This window comes from Sphingopyxis sp. (assembly GCF_035998905.1).
Classification (GTDB): domain Bacteria; phylum Pseudomonadota; class Alphaproteobacteria; order Sphingomonadales; family Sphingomonadaceae; genus Sphingopyxis.
Genome location: NZ_DASYHG010000021.1, coordinates 1 through 22846 on the forward strand (window position 1 = coordinate 1; position 22846 = coordinate 22846).

Genomic DNA, 22846 nt, shown 5'->3' on the forward strand with positions numbered 1-22846 from the left:
TCCCCTCTCGCTTGCGGGAGGGGCAGCGAGGCTTGCGAACTTGTTCGTTAGCCGCAGCGGGGTGGGCCTGATCGTAACGTGGCTGCCCACCCCCGACCCCTCCCGCAAGCGGGAGGGGAGAAGAACGGCCGCTTCCGGTCGAAACCCGCCGCCGCCTAAAACACACCCTTCAACAGCCTGGCCGGGTTACGTCGCAGGTCCGCCTCCTCCCCCGCCATATAGTGAAAGATGCCCTTCAGCGCCTGCTCGGTCACCGACCGGGTCAGCCCGTCGCGCGTCAGCCCCGCCGACGCCATCAACTGGTTGCCCCTCGACAGCTGGTCGAGTTGGCGAAAGGCGCCGACATTCTCAAGCGCCGACCCGATCAGCGGCGACACCTTGCCGAACAGCACGTCCCCCGCACTCGTCTGCAAATAGCGCGTCGCGCCGTCATTCTTCGTCACCAGCGCGGGCGCGTCGGTCCAGCGCAGATTGTCGATCGCGGCGCGAAACACCGGCTTCGCCTCGCCCGCCGCCTTGCCGCCGGCATCGTTCAGGCTTTTGGTGAGGTTGGTGGTGAGGCCGAGCTTGTCGCCCATGCCGAACAGCTTCGAGGCGAGCTTCCCGTTCGCGCCCGGCAACAGGATGCGCACCGCGGTATCGGCGTAAAAGGCACCGGGCTGCGACAGCCGGTCGAGCGCGCCGTCCGACGCGCCCGCGATCAGCCCTTTGACGCCGCTCTTCGGCAACTTCGCCATCGCCCAAGGCGCATGCGCCAACGCAAACAGTCCCGCCGCCCCCGCGAGCAGCATCCGCCGCGCCATCATTGTTTCGTGCGATTCCATGGCGCCCGCCTCCCTTGCCTTGCGATCCGGTATCAAGGTCTATCAGCAAAATCGTCACCGCCAAAGCGCGACGAACCGCGATGGAGCCGTCGAGGAGCTTCCGTCCACCGCTCGGGGCATTCGGCAGCCATGGGGTGGGAAGCGGACCTTCGCTTTGCCTCTTTCGTCATCCCGGACTTGATCCGGGATCCATAGCTGCAGCGAATTCATGGACCCCGGATCAAGTCCGGGGTGACGATGATGGATAGGGCAGTAACGTTAGCCGCCAAGCCCTGCTAGGCCAAATGAACTATAATATCGGGGCCGTCATATCCGCTGTCACTGAGCCACATGAAGTCTACAAAATGTTCGTGATCCCAGAGGTCAAACTCCTGGGTCTCGCGCGCGCATTTCGCCAAGAATTCTGACAGTTTTAGCATTTCATCTGGACTAAGGTATAAAGACGCCTCCGAGAGACGGCCTAAGCCCCCGCCTGAATCACGCTTTCCGCTCGTATCTGGCGTGCCGAACAACTCCATGCTTCCATCATCCTAAACGGGCCGATGCGGACCGCAGATAGTTCGGTTTGTCGAACAGATGTTTAACGTCCGCCAACGCTCGAAACCAGTCCTCTCAACCTCGACCGAACGCTCGCGTCACGCCGCGCTGCGCAGCCGGTTCCGCCCCTCGCGCTTGGCGACATAGAGCGCCTTGTCGGCGCGGTGCAGCAGTTCCTCGACGTCGGGCTCGCCGTCATAGACTGCCAGCCCTATGCTGATCGTCGCCTGCGGCAGCCCCTCCTCCGCTGCGGTGCCGGCTTCGACTGCCTTGCGCACGCGCTCGGCAACGATTTCGGCGGCCTGCGCGCTCGACCGCTGGAGGATGCAGACAAATTCCTCGCCGCCGATGCGCCCCAGCATATCCTCGTCGCGCAATGCGGCCTTCGCGCGCTGGCCGACGCGGTGGATCACGCGGTCGCCCATCGCATGGCCGTGCGTGTCGTTGATCCGCTTGAAATGGTCGATGTCGAAGATCGCGACCGCGAGCGGCGCGCCATTCTCGCGCGCGCCCGCGAGCGCCTTTTCGAGGAACGCCAGCGTGTGGCGGCGGTTCGGCAGACCGGTGAGCATGTCGGTGTTCGCCACGCGCTCGGCGGCGCTGCGGGCGGCCTCCAGGATGCGGGCATTCTCGACCGTCTCGGTCACATCCTGCACGGTGCCGAAGATACCGATCGCGCGGCCGTCGCGCCCTCTTTCGATCGATCCGTGCGATTTCACATGGCGGATCTGGCCGTCGGCACGCCGGATCCGCCCTTGGAATTCAAAGGGTTCGCCCGTCCGGACCGCCGCTTCCAATATCTTCCGCACCGCCACTCGATCCGCGGCGACATATTGTTTGACGCTATATTCGACGTCGACGGGTACGCCGGGCTCCAGCCCGTGCACGCGATAGGTCTGGTCCGACCAGCTGATCGTCCAATGGACCAAGTCGACGCGCCAATGGCCGACAAGCGCCGCCGCCTCCGCCTGCAACAGCCAGCGATTACTTTGTTCGAGCCGCCTTGCCAGCCGCTGGCGACCGATCAGCAACGCCGCGAGCGGCAAGGTCGCGAACAGCAGCGACAGCAGGTAGAATTGCAGGAAGAGCACCTTGACCTTCGGCACCGTCTCGATCGCCGCAATCGGCCCATATCCCTGGCCGGTCAGCAGCGACGCGGCGATCGTCACGATCAACACCCCCGCCGCGGCGCCGAACGGACCCAGCCGGTACGCCGCGGCAACGACCGCGATGCACGGCAGGAAGGTCACGGGAAACTGCGACTGCGAAAAGGACAGGATGGTGACCAGCCCGGCGCCGGTCAGGATCGCCGTCGCTTCGGTCTTCATCCCCGCGGGCGCGTTGTCGAACGCGTTCATCCCGATCATCCGCGCGAGCATCACGATCGGCGGGGTCACGATCAACATGCCAAGCAGCACGGTCGTCAGCCACGAGAGGAGGAAGTCGATCCCCGTCCCGGCGAGCGTCGATGCCAGCACCGCACTGACCGCGCTTGCCGCAAACGCCGCGATGCAAAAATTGACGACCGAGCGTGGGACCATGAACGACAGCTCGCCGGGTTCGCGGCGGCGGATCAGCCACAGCGCGACCACGGCTTCGCAGGCGTTCGAAAAGGTGAAAGCCAGGCACGACCAGAGCGGTGCGCCGCCGTAGATGTTCGCGGCGAGGCTGGCCGACACCATGCCGGCGAAAGCGGCGACCCGCGCCGATGACGGCATCAGCAACAACAGCGCGAGGAAATAGCCGCTCGCCGGCCATACCGCGGCGATATTGTCGGCGCCCTTGGTGGCGTGCAGCGACAGGCTCGCAAGCAGGAAATATCCCGTTGCGGTCAGGAGGAACCAAAAGACCGCCTCGACTCTGGGGGACAGCGACCGGGTCATGCGCCCAATTAACCGAAAAGGGGAAAATAAACCGCTAATATTATACGGGATACCCTGTGCCGGCGTCGCCGCTATATCGCGCCGCCCGTCAATCGATCCCGCCGAAGGTCAGCCCGACGACCTCTTCGACCATCGCCTCGTCCCATTCGATGCGCCGGTCGAGGATCAGCATCGCAAGGCCGTGAACGAGCGCCCACGCGTGCAGCGCGGCGGTGTCGGGGTTCGCTACCCCGGGCAGCGCTTCGCCGACCCCCGCACGAAGCAGGTTATAGGCGACTTCGCTCCCGTCGCCGGCATCGTCGGCATAGCGTTCGGGCATCTGGCGCGTGAAGCTCAGGCGGAACAGCGCGGGCTCGTCGTGCGCGAAGCGGACATAGGTCGCGCCCGTCGCCTTGAAGCCCGCGCGGCCGCCGCCGGCCTTCAGCCACGCCTGCGCCTGCAACGCGCCAAGCCGACGGAGCCCCTCGTCGGCGAGCGCGTCGAGCAGCGCCTCCTTGTCGGGAAAATGGCGATAGAGCGCGGTTGCGCTCACCCCCACATCGCGTGCGAGCGCGCGCAGCCCCAGCTCGGCGCCGTCGCCTTCGGCCAGCCGCTTGAGCCCGGCGGCGATGACCGCCGCGCGGAGGTCGCCATGATGATAGGTGCCGGCCGCCTTCGCAGCGCCGTCGCCTTTTATGTTGACACTGTTATCTTTGCTTGCCATATGTTGTCACTGTAAACATATCGAGTCGCCGTTGCAACCCCACGCTGCGCGGCACTTTCGCCACCATCCGTTAAGGAGCATCATCATGGCAAGCAACGTCGAAACCCTGATCCGCGGCGCCGTCGTCAAGGGCATCGGCAAGGTCGCCGATTTCAATCGCAAGCGCCTGCCCCGCCCCACCGACGCGCATCCCTTCCTCACCGGCATCCACAAACCGATGACCGAGGAATTCACGCTCGAGGCGCTCCGCGTCGACGGCGAAATCCCCGCCGCGCTGACCGGCCGCTACCTGCGCAACGGGCCGAACCCCGCCGCCGAGCCCGATCCCGCCAGCTATCACTGGTTCACCGGCGCCGGCATGGTGCACGGCATCCGCATCGAGGGCGGCAAGGCCGACTGGTACCGCAACCGCTGGGTCCGCGGCAGCGAGGCGTGCGAAGTGCTCGGCGAGGAACTGCCCCCCGGCCCGCGCGAAGACCGCAACGATGCGCCGAACACCAATGTCGTCGGCCTCGCCGGCCGGACCTTCGCGATCGTCGAGGCCGGCGGCAAGCCGGTCGAGCTGGGCTATGAACTCAACACCGTCGCGCACAACCCGTTCGACGGCACGCTGGCCGGCGCCTATACCGCGCATCCGCATCACGACCCCTTCACCGGCGAGATGCACGCGATCACTTATCGCGGCGACGAACCGAACAAGGTGTGGCACGTCGTGCTCGACAAGGATGCCCACGTCGTCCGCGAGGAAGCGATTTCCGTCAGCGACGGCCCGTCGATCCACGATTGCGCGATTACCGAAAATTACGTGCTCGTCTTCGACCTGCCCGTCACCTTTTCGATGAAGATGCTGCTCGGCGGCTATCGCTTCCCCTATGCGTGGAACGAGGCGCATCAGGCGCGCGTCGGCCTCCTTCCCCGCAACGGCAGCGGGGACAGCATCGTCTGGGTGCCCGTCGAGCCCTGCTATGTCTTCCACCCCGCCAACGCGTATGAGACCGCCGACGGCAAGGTGATCGTCGACGTCGTCGCGCACGAAACGATGTTCGCGCAATCGAAGCGCGGCCCCGACAGCGAAAAGTCGCGCATGGAACGCTGGACGATCGATCCCGCCGGCGGCACCACGATCCGCGCGGTCATCCATGACCATGCGCAGGAATTCCCGCGCTACGACGAACGGCTGACGACGCGTCCCTATCGCTTCGCCTACAGCGTCGCGATTCCCGACGGCGCATCGGCGGAATGGGCACTCGCCGAGACGCGGCTGTTCCGCCACGATCTGAAAGATGGCACAACCGACGCCCATGACTTCGGGCCCGGACGCCACCCCGGCGAGTTCGTGTTCGTCCCGCGCAGCGACGACGGCGCCGAGGACGATGGCTGGCTGATCGGGCTGGTGGTCGACATGAACGACGAGACCACCGACCTCGTCATCCTCAACGCCGATGATTTTACCGGGTCACCGCAAGCTGTCGTTCATCTGCCGCACCGGGTTCCCCCGGGGTTTCACGGCAACTGGGTCGCGGATTGACGATATCGGGGCGCCGCATCAGCGCCTCGGTCACCGCCAGCGACCGCATATTGTCGACATCGATCGCGGTGGCCCCGTCGCCGATCAGCAGCGGGGCCACCTCGACCTTCAGCCGGCGCGAGATGCGCGCGAAGATATGGTGGATCGGGCCGAGCCCGAACCGGAAGCGCAGCAGGTTGACGAGGCCGAAGGCCTGCATCACCCGCAACGGCTTCTTGACGAACTGGCCGCCGCCGCGAAACGCCTCGGCCGCGCGAAGCGCGTTCGGATGCCCGATCCAATAGGCATTGCAGTTCGATACCGCGACGTCGGAAAATTCGTAAAAACGCCGTTGGCCTTCGGGATGGACCGCCAGCACATCCTCGCGCCGCGCCAGCGCGACACCTGCCTCGGCGCCCAGCCGGTGCGCCTCGGCTTCTATCTCGGCGATCGTCGCCGCGGTGAGCAGGCAATTGTCGGCGGTTGTGACGAGCAGCGGGAAGCTGGCGACCCCCGCGACCGCGAGAACCGAATCCGCCAGATTATCGGCCGCGGGAACGACGATCAGGCGTTTGCCGAGCAGATCGACCACCGGATCGATCAGATCGGCGAGCAGGGCGGCGTGATGCGTAGAAACGAAAACCTGCCGGGCGCTGCTGTCGGCCGCGCTTTCCAGCACATATGCGATCATCGGCCGCCCCGCGACGGGCACAAGGCATTTGTCGGCGACGCCATGCGCCTCGGCCAGCGCGTCAATGGAACCGGGCCGGCGCCCGGCCAGGATCAGGATCGACCCGCTCATGCCGCGTCGCGCCGCGCGGCGGCGGGCGCGATCTGGCGGATCATGCTTTCGGCGACGATCGTTTCGATCAGCTGCGCATGGGTGAAACCCGCCGCGACGGCTGACCGCGAGAACAGCTTTTCAGACCAGAGGTTGCAGTTGAGGTTGACCTCGATAAGCCGGACATCGCCGCTCGTATGATCGACGCGAAACTCGAACCGGCCATAATCGAACGGGCGAAAGACATCGGCCATGCGCTTCGTATATTCGATAATCTGCACCGCGATCGCGGGATCGTCGAACCGCTTGATGCTGTATCCGACGTTGCCGACCAGATCGCGCTTTTCCTGATAGGTGCGAAGCTGCGTCGGATCGGCCTGTTCGAAGATCATCATCGGCAGCATCGCCGGCTCGCCGTCCAGCGTGATCACGGGCACTTCGATATCGCTGCCGTCGATAAAGGGTTCGACGAGTGCGTCATGGTCGAGCGCGTGGATCTCCGCGACAGCCTGCGCAAGCTGGCCCCGATCATGCGCGTCGCGCACGCCCCATGAGGCCGAGCTGTTGTTCGGCTTGATCACCCAGCGCCGCGCTGGGGGGCAGCGCGACACATCGACCGGCGCATCGCGGCGGAACAGCGTCCACGGCGCGGTCGGCACCCCGCGCGCGGCCGCTTCGAGCTTCGTCAGATGCTTGTCGTCCGACAGGCCGCGCACGATGGGCGACGCCCCAAGATACGGCAGGCCGTGCCGGTTGCAGAGCAGCGGCAGCAGCATTTCCGAGTTGAAGAAGCCGCCGCGGTTGAGGAGCGGAAAGACGAAGTCCGCCGCAGGCCGGTCGAACAGCGCTGCATAGCTGTCGGCAATCAGCAACTCGGCACCAATTCCCTCCAGTGTCTCGCGCATCTCGCGATGGTATGGCGCGTGATTGCCGTCGTCGGGATGCAGTCCGCCCGTCCAGCGCGCATGCTTGGCGATAAAGAGCAGCCGCTGCGTTTCGCGCAGATGGGCGGGCAGCCGGGTCGGGGCAAGGTCGGTCGTTTTCATGCGCCGCGTGGACCATGCGGAGATTGCGCGCGAATGACGAATTGATGAATGGGCCGACGCCAAAGCGCAAAGAGACTGTCATCTTGTCCGGGAAACCCACCGAAAAACAGGCATCTTCCACCCGGTCGGCAACAAGAACAATCACTGATCGTCCGGTCGCAGAAGCGTTTGTGCAGTACGACCGGCCGCACCCGAATCCTCGCCGCGCCGTCCGGGGCGCACGGCTCATCGTGGAAACAGCGTCCGTCGAGCAGCATTTTCGCAGGGCAGTTCGTTGGCCCTTCACTATGACGAAGAATATCGCCCTCTCCCGCCCCGCCATGAGCGCGATTGCCGCGTTCCTGGTCCTTTCCACGCCCGGCGCCTTTGCGCAGGAAACGCCGACCGTCACGATGACGCCGCCGGTGGCAGCGCCGACGCCGCAGACCCCGCCGACGGTCGCCGAACCGAGCATGACCGCGCCGGTCGCGGCGCCGCAGACCGCCGAGCCGCCCGCTCCCAAGCCCGTCATCCGCGTGCCGCTGGACATTGCGCCCGCCGAAACCGCTCCCGCGCCCAAGACGGCCGAGCGCGCGGCGCCGCCCGCCCGCACCGAACGCAGTACGGCGCGCGCTCGAACGGCTGTCGCAGCGCCGGCTGCCGCGCCCGCAGCCGCAGCGCCGGTGACCGAAGCCGTATCGACCGAAGCCGTAGCGACCGAAGACTTCACCCCGATGGCCGCACCGGCCGTCACGCCGGCCGAACCCGTCACCGAGCCCGTCTCCGCACCCGCCGAAAAGACCGCGGCAACGGGCGGCGACTTCCCTTGGGAAATCGCCGGCGGCGCAGCCGCGCTGTTGATTGTCGGCGGTGCCGGCCTCGCCTTTGCCCGTCGCCGCCGTGTCGCGGGTGCCGCGGCGGAGGAAACGACGACCTATGCTGCGGAACGTACGGCGCCGGCAGAGCCGCTTGTCGACGGCGCCCAGCCGTGGGTGACGCCCGCCTATGCGCCGCGTCAGGAACCCGCCGCGCCGCGCAGCACGCCGGCATTCGCCGCCGCACCGAGCGGCAGCATGGGGCGCCACGAAGCGATGGCGCTCGCCGGCCCGACGCCCGACAACCCCTTCGCAACGCTTAGCAAGCGCCTCAAGCGCGCGCGCTTCCTCGATCGTCAGGAGCGCACGACCTATGACGAAGCGCTCGCCAGCCAGAAGGATATGACGCGCAAGCCCGTCAGCGCGTGGGAAATCGCCCAGCGTCCTGCCCCCGCGGCGCAGGAGCAGGAGGTGCGCCGCTCCGAACCGGCGCGCGTGCGCACCTCGACCAGCTTCCGTCCGGGCTTTTCCAAGAGCTGAGCATTCGGATAATCCGCGGTGGTCCCCTCACCGCAAAGAAAAAGGGCGGTGCCGCGAGGCACCGCCCTTTCTCATTTTCGCAGGAACGCGGCCGGACGAACCGGCCGGCCCCATGGAACCGAATTACTTCAGTTCGACGGTCGCGCCGGCGGCGATCAGCTTCGCCTTCAGCTCTTCAGCTTCAGCCTTGCTGGCGCCTTCCTTGACGGCCTTCGGCGCGCCTTCGACGAGCGCCTTGGCTTCGCCCAGGCCCAGGCCGGTGATCGCACGGACTTCCTTAATCACGTTGATCTTGTTGCCGCCGTCACCGGTCAGGATGACGTCGAATTCGGTCTGCTCTTCAGCAGCCGGGCCAGCAGCGGCAGCGGCCGGAGCGGCAGCAACAGCAGCAGCAGCCGAAACGCCCCACTTTTCTTCGAGCAGCTTCGAAAGTTCAGCAGCTTCCAGAACGGTCAGCGCCGACAGGTCTTCAACGATCTTTGCGAGATCAGCCATGTTATTTCTCCATCAGAACCGGGATATCCCGGCAGTAAGTTTCAAGGTTCAGTTCGAAATCACGCTGCTTCTTTGGCGGCATATGCGCCAAAAACCCGCGCCAACTGGCCGGCCGGAGCTGCGGCAATCTGCGCAACCTTGGTGGCCGGAGCCTGCACCAGACCGATGATCTTGGCGCGGAGCTCGTCGAGCGAGGGAAGCGAAGCCAGCGCCTTCACGCCATTCACGTCGAGGACCACGTCGCCCATGCCGCCGCCAACGATTTCAAGTTTGTCGTTGGTCTTGGCAAATTCCACGGCGATCTTCGCAGCCGAGACCGGATCGGTCGAGGTTGCAAGGGCCGTGGGACCGGTCAGCAGTTCGCCGATACCGGTGTAGGACGTGCCATCGAGCGCGATTTTGGCAAGACGGTTCTTCGTGACGCGAAAGTCGGCTCCTGCGTCGCGCATCTGCTGGCGCAGCACCGTCGACTGAGCGACGGTCATGCCGAGGTTGCGGACGACCACAACCGAGGCAGCTGATGCCAGCGTAGCGTTCAGCGAGGATACGGCTTCGGCCTTTTCCGTACGATCCATGCCTATACTCCACTCATCTGCCCGGATGCGCCCACGCCGAAACGCACGCGCCGCCGGGCGGCTAACACACGCAAACACAGACGCGAGCCAAGGCTCGCCTGTCTTTGCGCAACGATGTCCGATGGGGTCGGTCAAGACGCGTCGCCTGATCGAACAGGCGGGCGACCGAAAAAGACTGTTCCCCGTCTCGGCTGGAAATTAAGAAGGGCAAATCCCCTTCACCAACTGTCTCGGACGGAATTGCCACGGCCGAGGCCGGGACAACACGGGGGCGCTAATAGCGTCGATGGCCGCAGAGTCAAGGCCGATGGCCGCCCCCCTATAGCAGCTTCGGGCTTTTCCGATCCCGCCACGATCGACTAAAGCCCTGCCCATGATACGCATCCGCCCTTCCACTCCTGCCGACGGCGAACGCGCCGTCGAGATATGGTGCGCGGCCGTCGACGCGACGCACGACTTCCTGTCGGCCGAAGACCGCGCCGCGATCGAAGCCGAAGTCCGGGGCTTCCTGCCCTCTGCGCCGCTCTGGCTTGCGGTCGATGGTGCCGACCTGCCGGTCGGTTTCATGCTGCTCGACGGAACGAGCATGGAGGCACTGTTCATCGATCCGGCGCATCGCGGCGCCGGGGTGGGCCGGGCGCTCGTCGCGCACGCGCTGGACCGCCACCCCGTGCTGACCACCGACGTGAATGAACAAAATGGGCAAGCCGTCGGCTTTTATGAACGCCTCGGTTTCGTGCCGACCGGGCGGTCGGAACGCGATAGCCAGGGACGGGCGTATCCGCTGGTTCACTTGCGTTTCGCTTCCCCGACCTGATCGCCCCGGCCTTCACCGCGCAATTTTTTCCTGACGCCCCTTGCGCATCCCATCTTAAGATATATCTTAGACGCATCTAGAATCACTTTAAGGAACGAAAATGATATTCTACGCAAAAATGGATGGCCGCGGCTGCGGCGGACGGCATGCAATGCACCGCGGCGGCCGCGGCTTTGGCCACGGGTTCGGGCATGGCTTCGGCGGCGGTGGCCGTCGCGGTGGCGGCCGGGGCGAGCGCGGTGAACGCCGGCGCATGTTCGACGGCGGCGAGCTGCGGCTGGTGCTGCTCAAGCTGATCGCCGACGAACCCCGCCACGGCTATGACCTGATCCGCCACATCGAGGAACTCACCGGTGGTTCCTACGCGCCCAGCCCCGGCGTCATCTATCCGACGCTGACGATGCTCGACGACATGGGCTTGATCGAAGCGCAGCAGAGCGATGGCGCGAAAAAGCTGTTCGCGATCACCGACGCCGGCCGCGCCGAACTCGAAACCAACGCCGAAATCGTTGAAGCCGCAATCGCGCGCCTGACCGCGGTCGGCGAAGAAACGCAGCGCACCGACTCGGCCTCGGTTCGCCGGGCGATGGGCAATCTTCGCCAGGTGCTGATGAACCGGCTCGGCGACCGGGACCTCGACAATGCGGCGCTGCACGACATCGTCGCGCTGATCGACGAGGCGGCGCAAAAGATCGAGCGGCTGTGATGAGCAGCGTCGTCGCCAATGTGCCAACCGCCCACGCGAGCAAATATCTGCAGCAGCTGTGCAAGCACTGGCAGCATAATCTCGCGGTCGAATTCACCCCCGACCATGGCACCGTGACCTTCCCCAAGGACGCGCGCGGTGCGGCATGGACCGGCGACGCGCTGGTGACGTTCAACGCGGGCGCCGACGCATTGTCGGTCCGCATCGACGCCAGCAGCGGCGAGCATCTCGAAGCGATGAAGGGCGTCGTCGCCCGCCACCTCGATCGCTTCGCCTTTCGCGAGGCGCCGCTGACATTCGACTGGCACGCGGCCTGACGCCCTTCCCATCGTCACCCCGATTTGATCCGGGATGACGACACGGGGGCGGTGCCGGTGGCCGCAAAGAGGCCATATTATCGTTTTTCGATATTATTGATTGACGATATGCACGACTCGTGATATATCGATCTTCGATACATAAAACATCGGAGATCGATATGCCAAAGACACATTCGACATTGTTGGGAGTGACGGGCGGACTGCTCTGGCTGATGCTGGCGCTGATTGCTGTCCTGTTCCTCCTTGTGATCGGCACCGGCGCCGCGCTGGTCGCGATTTGGCCCGAAATCGCCGCCGAAGCGAAGAACAGCCAGGTCTTCCTCGACGCCGCCACGATGCGCCCGCAGCTTTTCGCCCTGCTCGGCCTGTTCGCCGCGGTGCTTGCCGCCGCGCTCTATATCTTGCGGAAGCTGCAGGCGCTCGTCGCTTCGGCAGCGAGCGATCCCTTCATCCCCGCCAACGCCGGCCGGCTCCGCCATATCGGCTGGGCACTCGTCGCGGTGCAGTTGCTCGCACTACCGCTCGGCTCGGTCGCGCGCAGCATCGCGGTGCCGACGAGCCAGTTCGCCGACATGGGCGGGATCAACCTCAACGGAATCCTGTCGATCCTGCTCGCCTTCGTCCTCGCCGCGGTCTTTGAAAAAGGCGCCGCGATGCGCGCCGATCTCGAAGGGACCGTGTGATGGCGATCGTCGTGAAACTGGATGACCTCCTCCACGCCAAGCGGATGACGCTGACCGATCTGTCCGACCGTATCGGCATCACGCTGGCCAACCTTTCGATCCTGAAAACCGGCAAGGCGAAGGCGATGCGTTTTTCGACACTCGAAGCGATCTGCACCGAGCTCGATTGCCAGCCCGGCGACTTGCTGGCGTTCGAAGCCGACAGCTGAAAACGGCGCGGCGAAACTCTGCCCCGTTCCGCCTCCCCGGTCGGAGCGGGGCCTTTTCCGTGCGGAACGCAAAGTGCGATGACACGTTGAAACAGGTGGCGGTCCTTCGGGCCGCCTTTGTCATGAAAGGAAAATTCGTGTCCGATGCCCAGGGGCTGCTTTGCCCGACCTGCCGCGTAAACCTGACGATGTCGGAACGGCAGGGAATCGAAATCGACTATTGCCCGCAATGCCGCGGCGTCTGGCTCGACCGCGGCGAGCTCGACAAGATCATCGAGCGCAGCGAAGCCGCGAACGCACCCGCCCCGCGCGCGTCCGCCCCTCCCCCGCCGCCGCAGCCCGAATATCGCGAGCGCGGCTATGACGACCGCCACTATGGCAAGCCGTACAAGAAGAAGAGCTACGCCAAGAGCTTCCTCAGCGACCTGTTCGACTAGCCGATGATGGCGTGCCGGCGGGCGTAAAGGAAATAGACGGCCAGCCCGCCGACATTCCACACGAGGAACCAGAGCTGCGTCTGCGCCGGCAGGCTGAAGAACAGATAGATGCAGCCGAGCACCGCGATGCTGCCGACCACCCACGGGAGCGGGGCACGGAAAGTGCGCGGCGCGTCGGGCGCGCGGCGGCGCATGATCAACATGCACACCGACACCGCGGTGAACGCCGCCAGCGTCCCGGCATTGGCGAGCGCAGCCAGCTCGCCCAGCGGGATGAAGCCCGCCAGCACCGCGACGACGAGCGCTGTGAAGATGGTGATGCGAACCGGCGTCCCGCGCGACGACAGCCGGGCGAGGCTGGCGGGCAGCAGGCCGTCGCGCGCCATGGTGAAGAAGATGCGGCTCTGCCCATAGAAGAAGGCGAGGATGACGGTCGGCAGCGCGATGATCGCCGACACCGCCAGATATTGTGCGGCCAGCGGACTGCCGAGTTCGCGCAGGATCAGCGCAAGGGGTTCGGGGCTATTGGCGAAACGGCTGTAAGCGATCGCCCCGACCGCCGCGACCGCGACCGCGATATAGATGAGCACGCAAACGAACATCGACCCGACGATTCCGATCTTCAGGTCGCGGTCGGGATTCCGCGTCTCTTCCGCCGCCGTCGCAATCGCGTCGAAACCGTAAAAGGCAAAGAAGATGATCGCCGCGGCGGCCATGACCCCGCGCTCGACCCCGTCGGGGCCCATATGTTTGGAAAAGCCGTACGGGCTGAACGGTTCGAGGTTCGTGGCATTGAACGCCGGAAGCGCCACCGCCACAAAAATGACGAGCGCCAGCACCTTCACCAGCACGAGGATCGCGTTGAGCGTCGCGCTTTCGCGCGTACCGACGAGCAGCAGCCCCGCGACGACGGCGATGATCGCGATCGCGGGCAAGTTGACGATGCCATCAAGCTCGGGTCCCTGCATCAGCGCCATCGGCACGCCCGCCCACGCTTCAAGCAGCGGCGCGGCATAGCCAGACCAGCCGACCGCGACCGCGCTGACGACCAGCGAATATTCGAGGATCAGGCTCCATCCGACGACCCAGGCGAGCAACTCGCCGATGACGACATAGCTGTAGGTATAGGCGCTGCCCGACGCGGGGATCATCGTCGCCATTTCGGCATAAGCCAGCGCGGCGCAGGCGCAGATGAGGCCCGCAATGCCGAAGGAGAGAATGACCGCAGGGCCCGCCTTGTCGGCACCGACCCCGATCAGGGTCAATATGCCCGTCCCGACAATCGCACCGACACCCAGCGCAATCAGGTGCGGCCAGCTCAGCGTTCGCGCAAGGCCATGCCCCTCGTGCGTCTCGGGAACGATGGCCTTACGGCGCAGCAGGCTGTCACTCATGCGACTCTCTCCTAAAGGAAAAATTTTTTCCGCTTGTGGAGGCCGATCGCGCGGAAGGCAATATAGCCCGGACGTCAACCCGGCGATCGGGTGATCATCGCGGCCCTGATCGTCAGCAATCCCGCAAGCATGACGGCAAGGCCATAGGCGGCCGATGGCGACCACAGGGCCACGCGCGCGCCGATGATTGCGCCCGCAACGAGGCCCGCCCACAGCCAGAGATGATGCGGCCACCGCGCGTCGCCCGCGCCGCGCAACGCATTGGCGATTTTCTGTCCCGCCTGGACAAGCGTGCCGGTCATATAGGTCACCCCGACGACCGCACCGTCGCGCCCCTCGATTGCGGCATTGGCGGCGCCCATCGCCAGCGCAAGGAAGGCGATGGCGGGCGGGACTGCACCGGCCAGCCGGAAGCTGGCGGCGACCGCGAGGAGAAGCGCGACGAGGGTCAGCACCACGGGTGCCCGCGGACGCCGGCTGTACGCGGCAACCAGCGAGCCGGCGACGACCCCGGCAAGGAACATCAGGATGATCGCACCGGCAACCAGCGCCGCATCCTGCCATTCGGCGGCCCCCACCGCGAGCCGCGTCGAATTTCCGGTCATGAAGGACACGAAAAAACCCGACGAGTCGATGAATCCGACCGCATCGACAAAGCCGGCAAGCATCGAAACGCCGACCGCCAGCGCCTGATAGGACCGGTCGAAGCGGATCACCGCTGCTAGACCAGTGCTTCGATCGCCTCGGCCAGCTTCGCGTCGCGCTCCGACAACCCATCGGCGTCGTGCGTCGTCAGCAGGATGTCGACGCGGTTATAGACGTTCGACCATTCGGGATGATGGTCCATTTTTTCGGCGATGATCGCGACGCTCGCCATGAAACCGAACGCCTGCGCGAAATCGTCGAATTTGAAGCGGCGCGTGATCGCATCACGCGCGGGCTCGTGCGCCCATTGGGGAAAGCGGGCAAGCAGCGCCGCGCGGGCGTCATCATCGAGTTTCTGGACCATATTTCTTCTCCCGCTGGTCAATGTCGTGCGCTCGCCATAAGGAAGGGCGCGATGAGCGACAAGAGCAGCCTGCCCGCCGGATGGACCGGAACCGCCCCCGATGCCGACGCGCTGTTCGCGATGGCCGAGGCGGCGCTGGAAACGATGCCCGACGTGTTCAAGCCGCATATCCGGGGCGTCGTGATCAGTATCGAGGAATTCGCCGACGACGAAACCCTCGCCTCGCTCGATATCGAGCACCCCTATGACCTGACCGGGCTATACGAAGGCCGCCCGCTGACCGAGCGCAGCATCGGGGAGAGCGGCGGGATGCCCGACCGCGTGACCCTCTATCGCATCCCGATCCTCGTCGAGTGGATCGAGACGGGCGAGAAGCTCGAAGGACTGGTGCGCCATGTACTGATCCACGAATTCGGCCATCATTTCGGCTTTTCCGACGACGACATGCATGCGCTGGAAGATATGGCGTGACCGAGCTTCTGCGGCTCGACAATGTGGCGTGTATCCGCGGTGACCGCCTGTTGTTCGAGGGGCTGTCGCTGACGCTGAACCGCGGCGATGCCTTATGGCTGCGCGGCCCCAATGGCGCGGGCAAGTCTAGCCTGATCCGCCTCGCCGCCGGACTTCTCCGTCCGGCCGCGGGTACGGTCGAACGCCGCGAGCGTGTGGCCTTGATCGACGAGGCGGCGGCACTCGATGCCGAGCTGCCGCTACGCCGCGCGCTCGATTTCTGGGCGCGGGTCGACACCGTCGACGGCCACAGGGTCGACCGTGCGATGGACGAAATGGCGCTGGCACCCCTCGCCGAGGTGCCGGTATCGATGCTCTCGACCGGCCAGCGCAAGCGCGCCGCAATGGTGCGCGTCATCGCCAGCGGCGCGCCGATCTGGCTGCTCGACGAGCCCGCGAACGGCATGGACGATGCGGCGCAGGCGCGGCTCGTTGCTGCAATCGCGAAACACCGCGCCGACGGCGGCGCGGTGCTGCTCGCATCGCATTTCGCGCTCGGGGTGCCCGACCTCGCCGAACTCGACATGGGCGCGCTCGCATGACCGCGCTGATCGCCCTCTTCTGGCGCGATCTTCGCCGCGCCTGGGGCAGCGGGGCGCTGTGGCTGCCGGTGCTGTTCTTCCTGCTCGTCGCGACCGCCTTCCCCTTTGCAGTCGGACCCGACGCGCCGCTGCTCAGGCGCGCGGGCGGCGGGATGGTGTGGGTCGCGGCGCTGCTCGCGGCGCTGCTCCCGATCGACCGACTGATACGCCCCGACAAGGATACGGGCGTGCTCGACCAGCTTGCGGTGCGCGGCTTTGCCGACGAGGTCATCGCGGCCGTAAAAATCGCGGCGCACGCGATTGGCTTCGGATTGCCGCTGATGATCGCATTATTCCCCGCATCGGCGCTGCTCGCACAGGACGCGGCTCGCGTCGAACTGCTCGCGACCGGGATCGCCATCGCCATCCCCGCACTCGCCTCGCTGGCCGTGCTGAGCGCGGCACTGACCGCGAACCACAAGGGCGGCAGCGCGATCGGCGGGCTGCTCGTCCTGCCGCTGGCGGTGCCGATGCTGATCTTCGGCGCCGGAATGCTCGACCCGTCGGGACGCGGCGCGATGAAATTGCTCGCGGCGACGAGCCTGCTGCTGACGGTGATCGGACCGTTCGCCGCGGGTTCGGCGCTGCGCGGCCTGCGCGAATGACCCGCCAGTCGCTCGCGCATATCGCGCTCGTCGTGCGCGATTATGACGAGGCGATCGATTTCTATGTCGGCACGCTCGGCTTCTCGCTGGTCGCCGACGACTATCAACCCGCACAGGACAAGCGCTGGGTGCTCGTCGCCCCGCCGGGCAATCCGCCGGGCGGCGCGACGATCCTGCTGGCGCGGGCTTCCAATGAAGAGCAGGCCGAATTCATCGGCGATCAAGCGGGCGGCCGCGTCTTCCTGTTCCTGCAGACCGACGATTTTTGGCGCGACTATCAGCGCCTGCTCGACAAGGGCGTGCGCATCGAGCGCGAACCGTTGGAAGCTGATTATGGCACCGTCGCGGTCTTCCTCGATCTTTATGGCAATAAATGGGATTTGATCGAATTTCGCCAGCCGGAATGACGGCTCACGACCGGTTGCGGACATTGCGTCCCATCTTAGTTTGTCATTCCCGCGAAAGCGGGAACCTAGTGTGGGGTCAGCTTACGCACGCTCTGGGTCCCCGCTTTCGCGGGGATGACGAATATTGCGTGTGACAGCTTTCCACCCCTAATCCGCCCATAAGAAAAGGGCCGGAGTTTCCCCCGGCCCTTCCCTAATTCGTTGGCGCTTCGATCAGGCGCCGGTCACGTCGGCCGTGTCGACCTTGATGCCGGGGCCCATCGACGACGACAGCGCGATCTTGCGGACATATTTGCCCTTCGCGCCGGCCGGCTTGGCCTTGACGATCGCGTCGACGAAGGCGTCGAAGTTCTGGCGGAGCTTTTCCTCGCCGAACGACAGCTTGCCGAGGCCGGCGTGGATGATGCCGACCTTTTCGACGCGGAATTCGATCTGCCCGCCCTTGGCGGCCTTCACGGCTTCGGCGACGTTCGGGGTCACGGTGCCCAGCTTCGGGTTCGGCATCAGGCCCTTCGGACCCAGCGTCTTGCCGAGGCGGCCGACGATGCCCATCATGTCGGGCGTCGCGATGACGCGGCCATAGTCGAGGTTACCCGCGAGCATGTCTTCCATCAGGTCTTCGGCACCGACCTTGTCGGCACCGGCGGCCAGCGCCTTCTCGGCATTGTCGCCGCGTGCGAACACGGCAACCTTGACGTCCTTGCCGGTACCGGCGGGCAGCGTCACGACGCCGCGGACCATCTGGTCGGCGTGGCGCGGATCGACACCGAGGTTCATCGCGATTTCGAGCGTTTCGTCGAACTTGGCCGAGGCCAGCTCGCGAACGGTCTTGATCGCTTCGTCGACGGCGTGAAGCTTCAGCGCGTCAACCTTGCCCTCGAGGGCCTTCTGCTTTTTGGTCAGCTTTGCCATCGGTTCAGCCCTCCGTCACTTCGAGGCCCATCGAGCGGGCGCTGCCTTCGATGATCTTCGTCGCCTGTTCGATGTCGTTGGCGTTGAGATCCTTCATCTTGATCTCGGCGATTTCGGCGAGCTTCGAGCGCGCGATCTTGCCACCGCTGATCTTGCCCGGCTCCTTCGAACCCGACTTCAGGTTCGCGGCCTTCTTGATCAGATAGGTTGCCGGCGGGGTCTTCGTGACGAACGAAAAGCTCTTGTCGGCATAGACGGTGATGATGGTCGGGGTCGGGGTGCCCTTGTCGAGGGAATCGGTCGCGGCGTTGAACGCCTTGCAGAATTCCATGATGTTGACGCCGCGCTGACCGAGCGCCGGCCCAAGCGGCGGCGACGGGTTGGCGGTGCCGGCGGGCACCTGCAGCTTGATGTAGCCGCTGATCTTCTTAGCCATGATGGCCTCCTGTCTTTCTGTCGCCCCGGACGGATCCGGGGCTCAAAATTAGCGGTCGAACAGAAGGGCATCACCCCTTCCTCCCGCGCGGAATCACGCCCGTATCTGACGCGAAGCGGCGCGCATAAGCGCAAATGCCGGGAAAAACAAGCCTTATGCGCCGGGCGCGGGCGGCGTGATGCGCAGCAGGCCTTCCTGCATCGCCGATGCGATCAGCGTCCCGTCGCGGCGATAGATCAGCCCGCGGTTGATCCCGCGGCTGCCGCCGGTCCAGTCACTGTCCATCACATAGACGAACCAGTCGTCGACGCGGATGTCGCCATGGAACCACATCGCGTGATCGAGGCTGGTCGAGAACAGCCCCGGCGTCGACCAGGTGAGGCCGTGCGGGAGCAGCGACGAGGACAGCAGGCCCATATCCGACACATAGGCAAGGAAGGCGCGGTGGAGCAGCGGATCGTCGCCGATCGGCGCCGCAAGCCGGTACCATTGATAATGCGTCGTCCCGCGCTCGGTCGAGGACGGACGGAAATTGCGCGTCTCGAACGGCCGCAGCCGCGCCATGCGTTCGAGTTGCGCGTCGCTGACATTGGGATCGGCGGCGAGATTTTCGACGAGTTCGGCGCACTCCTCGGGCGGCAGCACGTCGGGCATCGGTGCCTGATGCGTCGCGCCGGGTTCGGGCGCGTGGAACGAGGCGGTCAGGTTGAAGATGACCTTGCCGTCCTGCCGCACGACGACGCGGCGGTTGGCGAAGCTGCGCCCGTCGAAGTCGCGATGAACGCGGAAATGGAGCGGCTTCGCTTCGTCGCCGCCGCGCAGGAAATAAGCGTGGAGCGAATGCGCGGGCTTGCCCGGATCGACGGTGCGCGCCGCAGCGGCGAGCGCCTGCGCGATCACCTGTCCGCCGAAAATGCGCTGGCGGGTCGGTTTCTCAAACGCGGGAAAAGTGAATTCGTCCTCAAGGCCCGGGACGGGATCGAGTTCGAACAGGCGCGTCACCGCAGCGACGACCTTTTCGGGCGAAAACGCCGCCTGGATTTCGCGCGCGCGATCAATGCGAGCCTGGATCTCGTCGGGAGAAAGGCTCATGCGCATGTTCCGTTCGATGGACTCCGCGCGCCCTCACAGGCGCGCGGCGATGTTATTTGAAGCGTTCGACCTGTTCGAAGTCGAGTTCGACGGGGGTGGCGCGACCGAAGATCGACACCGACACCTTGACGCGTGCCTTTTCGAAATCGAGTTCCTCGACCAGCCCGTTGAAGCTGGCGAAGGGACCGTCGAGCACCTTGACCTGATCGCCGATTTCGTAATCGACGCGGATTTCCTGCTTCGGACGCGCCGCAGCCTCTTCCTTGCTGTTCAGGATGCGCGCGGCTTCGGCTTCGCTGATCGCCTGCGGCTTGCCCATCGAACCCAGGAAGCCCGTGACCTTCGGCGTGTTCTTGACGAGGTGATAGACATCATCGGTCATCGTCAGCTTGGCGAGCACATAGCCGGGGAAGAACTTGCGTTCGGCCTGGACCTTCTTGCCGCGCTTCACCTCGGTGACGGTTTCGACCGGCACTTCGACCGCTTCCACGAAGTCGGTCAGGCCCATGCGCTCGGCTTCGGAAAGCACCGAATCGCGAACCTTGTTCTCGAAACCCGAATAGGCGTGAATGATGTACCAGCGCGCCATGTGTATCCGTATCCTGTCCCTGTAACCGCGGCGATTAGCGCGCGAGCGACGTCAGCCAGCTGACGATCGCGTTGAAAACCGTGTCGACGCCGAAAAAGAACAGCGACAGGATCGTCGTCATGATGAGCACCATGATCGTCGTCTGCACCGTCTCGCGGCCCGTGGGCCAAACGATCTTGCGGGCTTCGGCGCGTACCTGATTGATGAACTCAGCCGGGCTGGTCTTCGCCATGTCGATCGTCCTGTCCTAATAACGTCCTTGATCCGGGCCAGATGGGTTGCCGTTGCCCAAGCGTCAAGCGCGCTTTGGGCAATAGTCCGCCCACCCTCCCCGAGCGTGTCGGCGAAAGGCGGGAGAAAAACGGCGCATCTGTCCGAATGAAAGCGGCCTTTACTTCTGCGGCGCAGCGATTGCAAGTCAAAGGCGGGCGGGCGAACGCGCCAGCGCGCGCTGCATCAAAAGCAACAGGCCGACCATGACGATCCAGCTCACCGTCGGCTGGAGCGCGAAGATAAAGTGAAGTTCGCGCGCCGCCGCCGCTCCGTTCCGCGGATCGAAGCCGACAAGGTCGAGCGCCGCGTAGCTGACCGCAATCGCGGCGGCTACACCGAATTTCTGCATCAGGTTGAGCAGCGCGAACAGGAAGGCCGCGCGCCCCCGCCCACAGCGCTCGGCGTCGTGCGGGATCAGGTCCGCGAGCATCGAGTAGGTGAAAAGCAGCCCGACAAAGCCCGTCCCGAGCATCAGCGAAAAACCGACTGCCTGCCCAATGCCTTCAGGCTCCTGGAACAAGGTCGTGACGAGCAGGCTGGATATCAGCAGCCCCATCGCCATCATCATCGGCGGCTTGCCGAACCTCCGCGCGAGAAAGGTCCAGATAGGCGACGCGAGCGCGCCGCCGATGAAGCTCGCAAAAAGGAGCACCGCACTCTGCCCATCAAGGTCGAGCACCGCGGCGGCGAAGAAGACGAAGAGCGACGTCAACGACCCGAACGCGAAGCTGTTGAGGAACTGCACGCCGAGCAGCAGCATCAGCGGCGGGAAGGACAGCGAGGCACGAATTTCGGCGCGCCAGCCGATCCCCGGCTCCGCGACCACGGGGCGCGGCGGGACCAGCCGGATCGCGAACAGCGCGATCGGCACCATGAGCAGGAAGAGGCTCGCATAAGCCATGATCCGCCCTTGCAGGCTGAGCCCGGGGATCAGGAGCTGCGCCGCCGCGGGCGCCGCGAAGGCGAGGATCAGCGCGATCTTCGCAAACCAGTCGCGCATCCCGTAGAGGAGCGCGCTGTCGGCGGGTGAGCGCACCAACGCGGCGCCCCACGACAGTTGCGCAACCTCATAGAGGCTGTAGCTCGAATAGAAGAGCACCATCATCAGGAACAGCGCGGCAAAGGGCAGCTGGTCGCCGACCGTCACCAGCGCGAGCAGCAGCAGGAACAGCGGCACCACCGCGAGCAGCATCCAGCGCCGGTGCGCGCCAAGTCCGGTGCGCACGCGGTCGACCATCGTGCCGATCAGCGGGTCGACGACGCCGTCCCATATCGTCGTGAGCGAGAAGAGCAGGCCAACCAGCGCCACCGAAATCACCCCGCCCTCGGCAATATAGGGCGGCAGATAGACGCTGAACGGCAGTCCCAGCATCACCGTCGGCCCCGCGGTCGCGGCATAGGCCGCCACCGTGCGCGGGCGCAACACCGGCATCTCATCCGCTTGGGCGACCGAAGGCAGGGCGTTACTGGCCAAGGCGTGAGGCTCCCGAAGCAGGAGCCGCACGCTTTCAGCTATTGACAGTCATGTCAACATGCCGCGGACGCGGCCGGCACGCCCCCTAGCGAATCTTGAAATGCGAAAGGAAAGGCTGGAGCCGCCAGTCGATCTGTTCGGAATCCAGCCATTCGGTCTCGATCCCCATCAGCGTGTTCAACATCGAATCGCCGACAACGATATCGAAAAACAGGCGCGCGGCGGCTTCGGGGCGATCGATTTCGGCCCTGCCCGTTGCCGCCCATTCGGCGAATAACTCGACCAGCTCCTCCAGCGCGGGCACATGAAGGTCGAGATAGATTTGCATGGCAAATTCATGGTCGCGCAAACTTTCGGATATCAGCATGCGCATCAGGCCAACGGCGTGCGGCGATTCCATCAGCTCGCTCTGTCGATGCGCGTAGCGCCGCAATATCTCGACGCCCGACATTCCCTGCATGGCATCATCGTCGAGCGACCGCAGCATGGCTTCGTCGCACCAGCGGGTCGCGATCGCACGCAGCAGCCCCTGCTTGTTGCCGAACAGTTCATAAAGCGTCGCCAGCGAGCCCCCCGACCGCTTGACGATTTCGGCAAGGCTCGTGCGCTCATAACCCTGTTCGAGGAACAGCGTCTCGGCCGCATCGAGGATCGCACCTTGGCGCCGTTCGCGTGGCGATAGCCTATCCATTTGACATAAAGCCGAT

Annotated in this window: 29 protein-coding genes; 12 read left to right on the forward strand and 17 right to left on the reverse strand. The window is 65.1% G+C overall.

Annotated features, from left to right (window positions below; genetic code table 11):
* Nucleotides 1-155: 155 nt before the first annotated feature.
* The 3 genes from VGN62_RS11295 to VGN62_RS11305 all read right to left on the reverse strand — a co-directional run bounded on the left by VGN62_RS11295 (nucleotide 156) and on the right by VGN62_RS11305 (nucleotide 3947).
* Nucleotides 156-824: a DUF4197 domain-containing protein gene (locus VGN62_RS11295; RefSeq protein ID WP_327453818.1), complete on the reverse strand. Its 669-nt coding sequence runs from the start codon at nucleotides 822-824 to the stop codon at nucleotides 156-158.
* 635 nt (nucleotides 825-1459) lie between these two features.
* The gene (locus VGN62_RS11300; protein ID WP_327453820.1) at nucleotides 1460-3244 is read right to left on the reverse strand and encodes a sensor domain-containing diguanylate cyclase; all 1785 of its coding nucleotides are present in this window, start codon (nucleotides 3242-3244) and stop codon (nucleotides 1460-1462) included.
* A gap of 88 nt (nucleotides 3245-3332) precedes the next feature.
* Nucleotides 3333-3947: a TetR/AcrR family transcriptional regulator gene (locus VGN62_RS11305; protein WP_327453822.1), complete on the reverse strand. Its 615-nt coding sequence runs from the start codon at nucleotides 3945-3947 to the stop codon at nucleotides 3333-3335.
* Between the two features lie 85 nt (nucleotides 3948-4032).
* On the opposite strand from VGN62_RS11305, the gene VGN62_RS11310 reads away from it, so the two are divergent.
* Entirely contained in the window at nucleotides 4033-5475 is a 1443-nt protein-coding gene (locus VGN62_RS11310) for a carotenoid oxygenase family protein (RefSeq protein ID WP_327453824.1), read from the forward strand.
* Here the strand turns inward: VGN62_RS11310 and VGN62_RS11315 are convergent.
* A complete protein-coding gene (locus tag VGN62_RS11315; RefSeq protein ID WP_327453826.1) occupies nucleotides 5396-6256 on the reverse strand; it encodes an NTP transferase domain-containing protein in 861 nt (286 codons plus the stop codon). The genes VGN62_RS11310 and VGN62_RS11315 overlap by 80 nt on opposite strands.
* A complete protein-coding gene (locus VGN62_RS11320; protein ID WP_327453828.1) occupies nucleotides 6253-7281 on the reverse strand; it encodes a phosphoribosylglycinamide synthetase in 1029 nt (342 codons plus the stop codon). The genes VGN62_RS11315 and VGN62_RS11320 overlap by 4 nt, the downstream gene beginning before the upstream one ends.
* Before the next feature lie 287 nt (nucleotides 7282-7568).
* Here VGN62_RS11320 and VGN62_RS11325 point away from each other — a divergent pair, with 287 nt between their 5' ends.
* Entirely contained in the window at nucleotides 7569-8615 is a 1047-nt protein-coding gene (locus VGN62_RS11325) for a hypothetical protein (protein ID WP_327453830.1), read from the forward strand.
* Nucleotides 8616-8738: 123 nt separating this feature from the next.
* Here VGN62_RS11325 and rplL read toward each other — a convergent pair whose 3' ends face one another.
* The gene (gene rplL, locus VGN62_RS11330; protein ID WP_093513122.1) at nucleotides 8739-9110 is read right to left on the reverse strand and encodes a 50S ribosomal protein L7/L12; all 372 of its coding nucleotides are present in this window, start codon (nucleotides 9108-9110) and stop codon (nucleotides 8739-8741) included.
* 59 nt (nucleotides 9111-9169) lie between these two features.
* A complete protein-coding gene (gene rplJ, locus VGN62_RS11335; protein WP_056373887.1) occupies nucleotides 9170-9685 on the reverse strand; it encodes a 50S ribosomal protein L10 in 516 nt (171 codons plus the stop codon).
* Between the two features lie 373 nt (nucleotides 9686-10058).
* On the opposite strand from rplJ, the gene VGN62_RS11340 reads away from it, so the two are divergent.
* The 6 genes from VGN62_RS11340 (at nucleotide 10059) to VGN62_RS11365 (ending at nucleotide 12857) form a co-directional block, all read left to right on the forward strand.
* Nucleotides 10059-10502, forward strand: coding sequence for an acetyltransferase (locus tag VGN62_RS11340; protein WP_327453835.1), 444 nt, complete (start codon nucleotides 10059-10061; stop codon nucleotides 10500-10502).
* Between the two features lie 100 nt (nucleotides 10503-10602).
* Nucleotides 10603-11208, forward strand: a complete 606-nt coding sequence (locus VGN62_RS11345) for a PadR family transcriptional regulator (protein WP_414713277.1) — start codon at nucleotides 10603-10605, stop codon at nucleotides 11206-11208.
* A complete protein-coding gene (locus VGN62_RS11350; RefSeq protein WP_327453837.1) occupies nucleotides 11208-11525 on the forward strand; it encodes a DUF2218 domain-containing protein in 318 nt (105 codons plus the stop codon). Before VGN62_RS11345 ends, VGN62_RS11350 begins: the two co-directional genes overlap by 1 nt.
* Before the next feature lie 161 nt (nucleotides 11526-11686).
* Nucleotides 11687-12211 (forward strand): DUF2975 domain-containing protein, encoded by a 525-nt coding sequence (locus VGN62_RS11355; protein ID WP_327453839.1) that lies wholly within the window; start codon nucleotides 11687-11689, stop codon nucleotides 12209-12211.
* Nucleotides 12211-12420, forward strand: coding sequence for a helix-turn-helix domain-containing protein (locus tag VGN62_RS11360; protein ID WP_058539484.1), 210 nt, complete (start codon nucleotides 12211-12213; stop codon nucleotides 12418-12420). The genes VGN62_RS11355 and VGN62_RS11360 overlap by 1 nt, the downstream gene beginning before the upstream one ends.
* Nucleotides 12421-12542: 122 nt before the next feature.
* Nucleotides 12543-12857, forward strand: coding sequence for a zf-TFIIB domain-containing protein (locus tag VGN62_RS11365; RefSeq protein ID WP_327453843.1), 315 nt, complete (start codon nucleotides 12543-12545; stop codon nucleotides 12855-12857).
* Here the strand turns inward: VGN62_RS11365 and VGN62_RS11370 are convergent.
* From VGN62_RS11370 to VGN62_RS11380, 3 genes are all read right to left on the reverse strand, one after another.
* A complete protein-coding gene (locus tag VGN62_RS11370) occupies nucleotides 12854-14251 on the reverse strand; it encodes an amino acid permease (RefSeq protein ID WP_327453845.1) in 1398 nt (465 codons plus the stop codon). The genes VGN62_RS11365 and VGN62_RS11370 overlap by 4 nt on opposite strands.
* Before the next feature lie 74 nt (nucleotides 14252-14325).
* On the reverse strand, nucleotides 14326-14967 hold the full coding sequence (locus VGN62_RS11375) for a YoaK family protein (RefSeq protein WP_327453847.1): 642 nt from the start codon (nucleotides 14965-14967) through the stop codon (nucleotides 14326-14328).
* A gap of 5 nt (nucleotides 14968-14972) precedes the next feature.
* On the reverse strand, nucleotides 14973-15260 hold the full coding sequence (locus VGN62_RS11380) for a 4a-hydroxytetrahydrobiopterin dehydratase (RefSeq protein ID WP_327453849.1): 288 nt from the start codon (nucleotides 15258-15260) through the stop codon (nucleotides 14973-14975).
* 51 nt (nucleotides 15261-15311) lie between these two features.
* Here VGN62_RS11380 and VGN62_RS11385 point away from each other — a divergent pair, with 51 nt between their 5' ends.
* The 4 genes from VGN62_RS11385 to VGN62_RS11400 are packed head-to-tail and all read left to right on the forward strand — an operon-like array spanning nucleotide 15312 to nucleotide 17363.
* Nucleotides 15312-15731 carry a metallopeptidase family protein gene (locus VGN62_RS11385; protein ID WP_327453851.1) on the forward strand — a complete coding sequence of 140 codons (420 nt, stop codon included), beginning with the start codon at nucleotides 15312-15314 and terminating at the stop codon, nucleotides 15729-15731.
* Nucleotides 15728-16312, forward strand: coding sequence for a heme ABC exporter ATP-binding protein CcmA (ccmA, locus tag VGN62_RS11390; RefSeq protein WP_327453853.1), 585 nt, complete (start codon nucleotides 15728-15730; stop codon nucleotides 16310-16312). Before VGN62_RS11385 ends, ccmA begins: the two co-directional genes overlap by 4 nt.
* Complete coding sequence (locus tag VGN62_RS11395; protein ID WP_327453855.1) at nucleotides 16309-16956, forward strand: heme exporter protein CcmB; 648 nt, start codon at nucleotides 16309-16311, stop codon at nucleotides 16954-16956. The genes ccmA and VGN62_RS11395 overlap by 4 nt, the downstream gene beginning before the upstream one ends.
* Nucleotides 16953-17363 (forward strand): VOC family protein, encoded by a 411-nt coding sequence (locus VGN62_RS11400; RefSeq protein ID WP_327453857.1) that lies wholly within the window; start codon nucleotides 16953-16955, stop codon nucleotides 17361-17363. The genes VGN62_RS11395 and VGN62_RS11400 overlap by 4 nt, the downstream gene beginning before the upstream one ends.
* A gap of 213 nt (nucleotides 17364-17576) precedes the next feature.
* On the opposite strand, the gene rplA is transcribed toward VGN62_RS11400, so the two are convergent.
* The 7 genes from rplA to VGN62_RS11435 form a co-directional block, all read right to left on the reverse strand.
* Nucleotides 17577-18275, reverse strand: a complete 699-nt coding sequence (gene rplA / locus VGN62_RS11405; RefSeq protein ID WP_327453859.1) for a 50S ribosomal protein L1 — start codon at nucleotides 18273-18275, stop codon at nucleotides 17577-17579.
* Nucleotides 18276-18279: 4 nt separating this feature from the next.
* Nucleotides 18280-18711: a 50S ribosomal protein L11 gene (gene rplK, locus VGN62_RS11410; protein ID WP_293644906.1), complete on the reverse strand. Its 432-nt coding sequence runs from the start codon at nucleotides 18709-18711 to the stop codon at nucleotides 18280-18282.
* Between the two features lie 153 nt (nucleotides 18712-18864).
* A complete protein-coding gene (locus VGN62_RS11415; protein ID WP_327453863.1) occupies nucleotides 18865-19803 on the reverse strand; it encodes an acyl-CoA thioesterase in 939 nt (312 codons plus the stop codon).
* A 52-nt stretch (nucleotides 19804-19855) separates the two neighbouring features.
* On the reverse strand, nucleotides 19856-20392 hold the full coding sequence (nusG, locus tag VGN62_RS11420; protein ID WP_037516051.1) for a transcription termination/antitermination protein NusG: 537 nt from the start codon (nucleotides 20390-20392) through the stop codon (nucleotides 19856-19858).
* 34 nt (nucleotides 20393-20426) lie between these two features.
* Nucleotides 20427-20624, reverse strand: a complete 198-nt coding sequence (secE, locus tag VGN62_RS11425; protein WP_137752919.1) for a preprotein translocase subunit SecE — start codon at nucleotides 20622-20624, stop codon at nucleotides 20427-20429.
* Nucleotides 20625-20810: 186 nt separating this feature from the next.
* Nucleotides 20811-22097: an MFS transporter gene (locus tag VGN62_RS11430; RefSeq protein WP_327453869.1), complete on the reverse strand. Its 1287-nt coding sequence runs from the start codon at nucleotides 22095-22097 to the stop codon at nucleotides 20811-20813.
* Between the two features lie 127 nt (nucleotides 22098-22224).
* Nucleotides 22225-22830, reverse strand: coding sequence for a TetR/AcrR family transcriptional regulator (locus VGN62_RS11435; RefSeq protein WP_327453871.1), 606 nt, complete (start codon nucleotides 22828-22830; stop codon nucleotides 22225-22227).
* Between the last annotated feature and the right edge of the window lie 16 nt (nucleotides 22831-22846).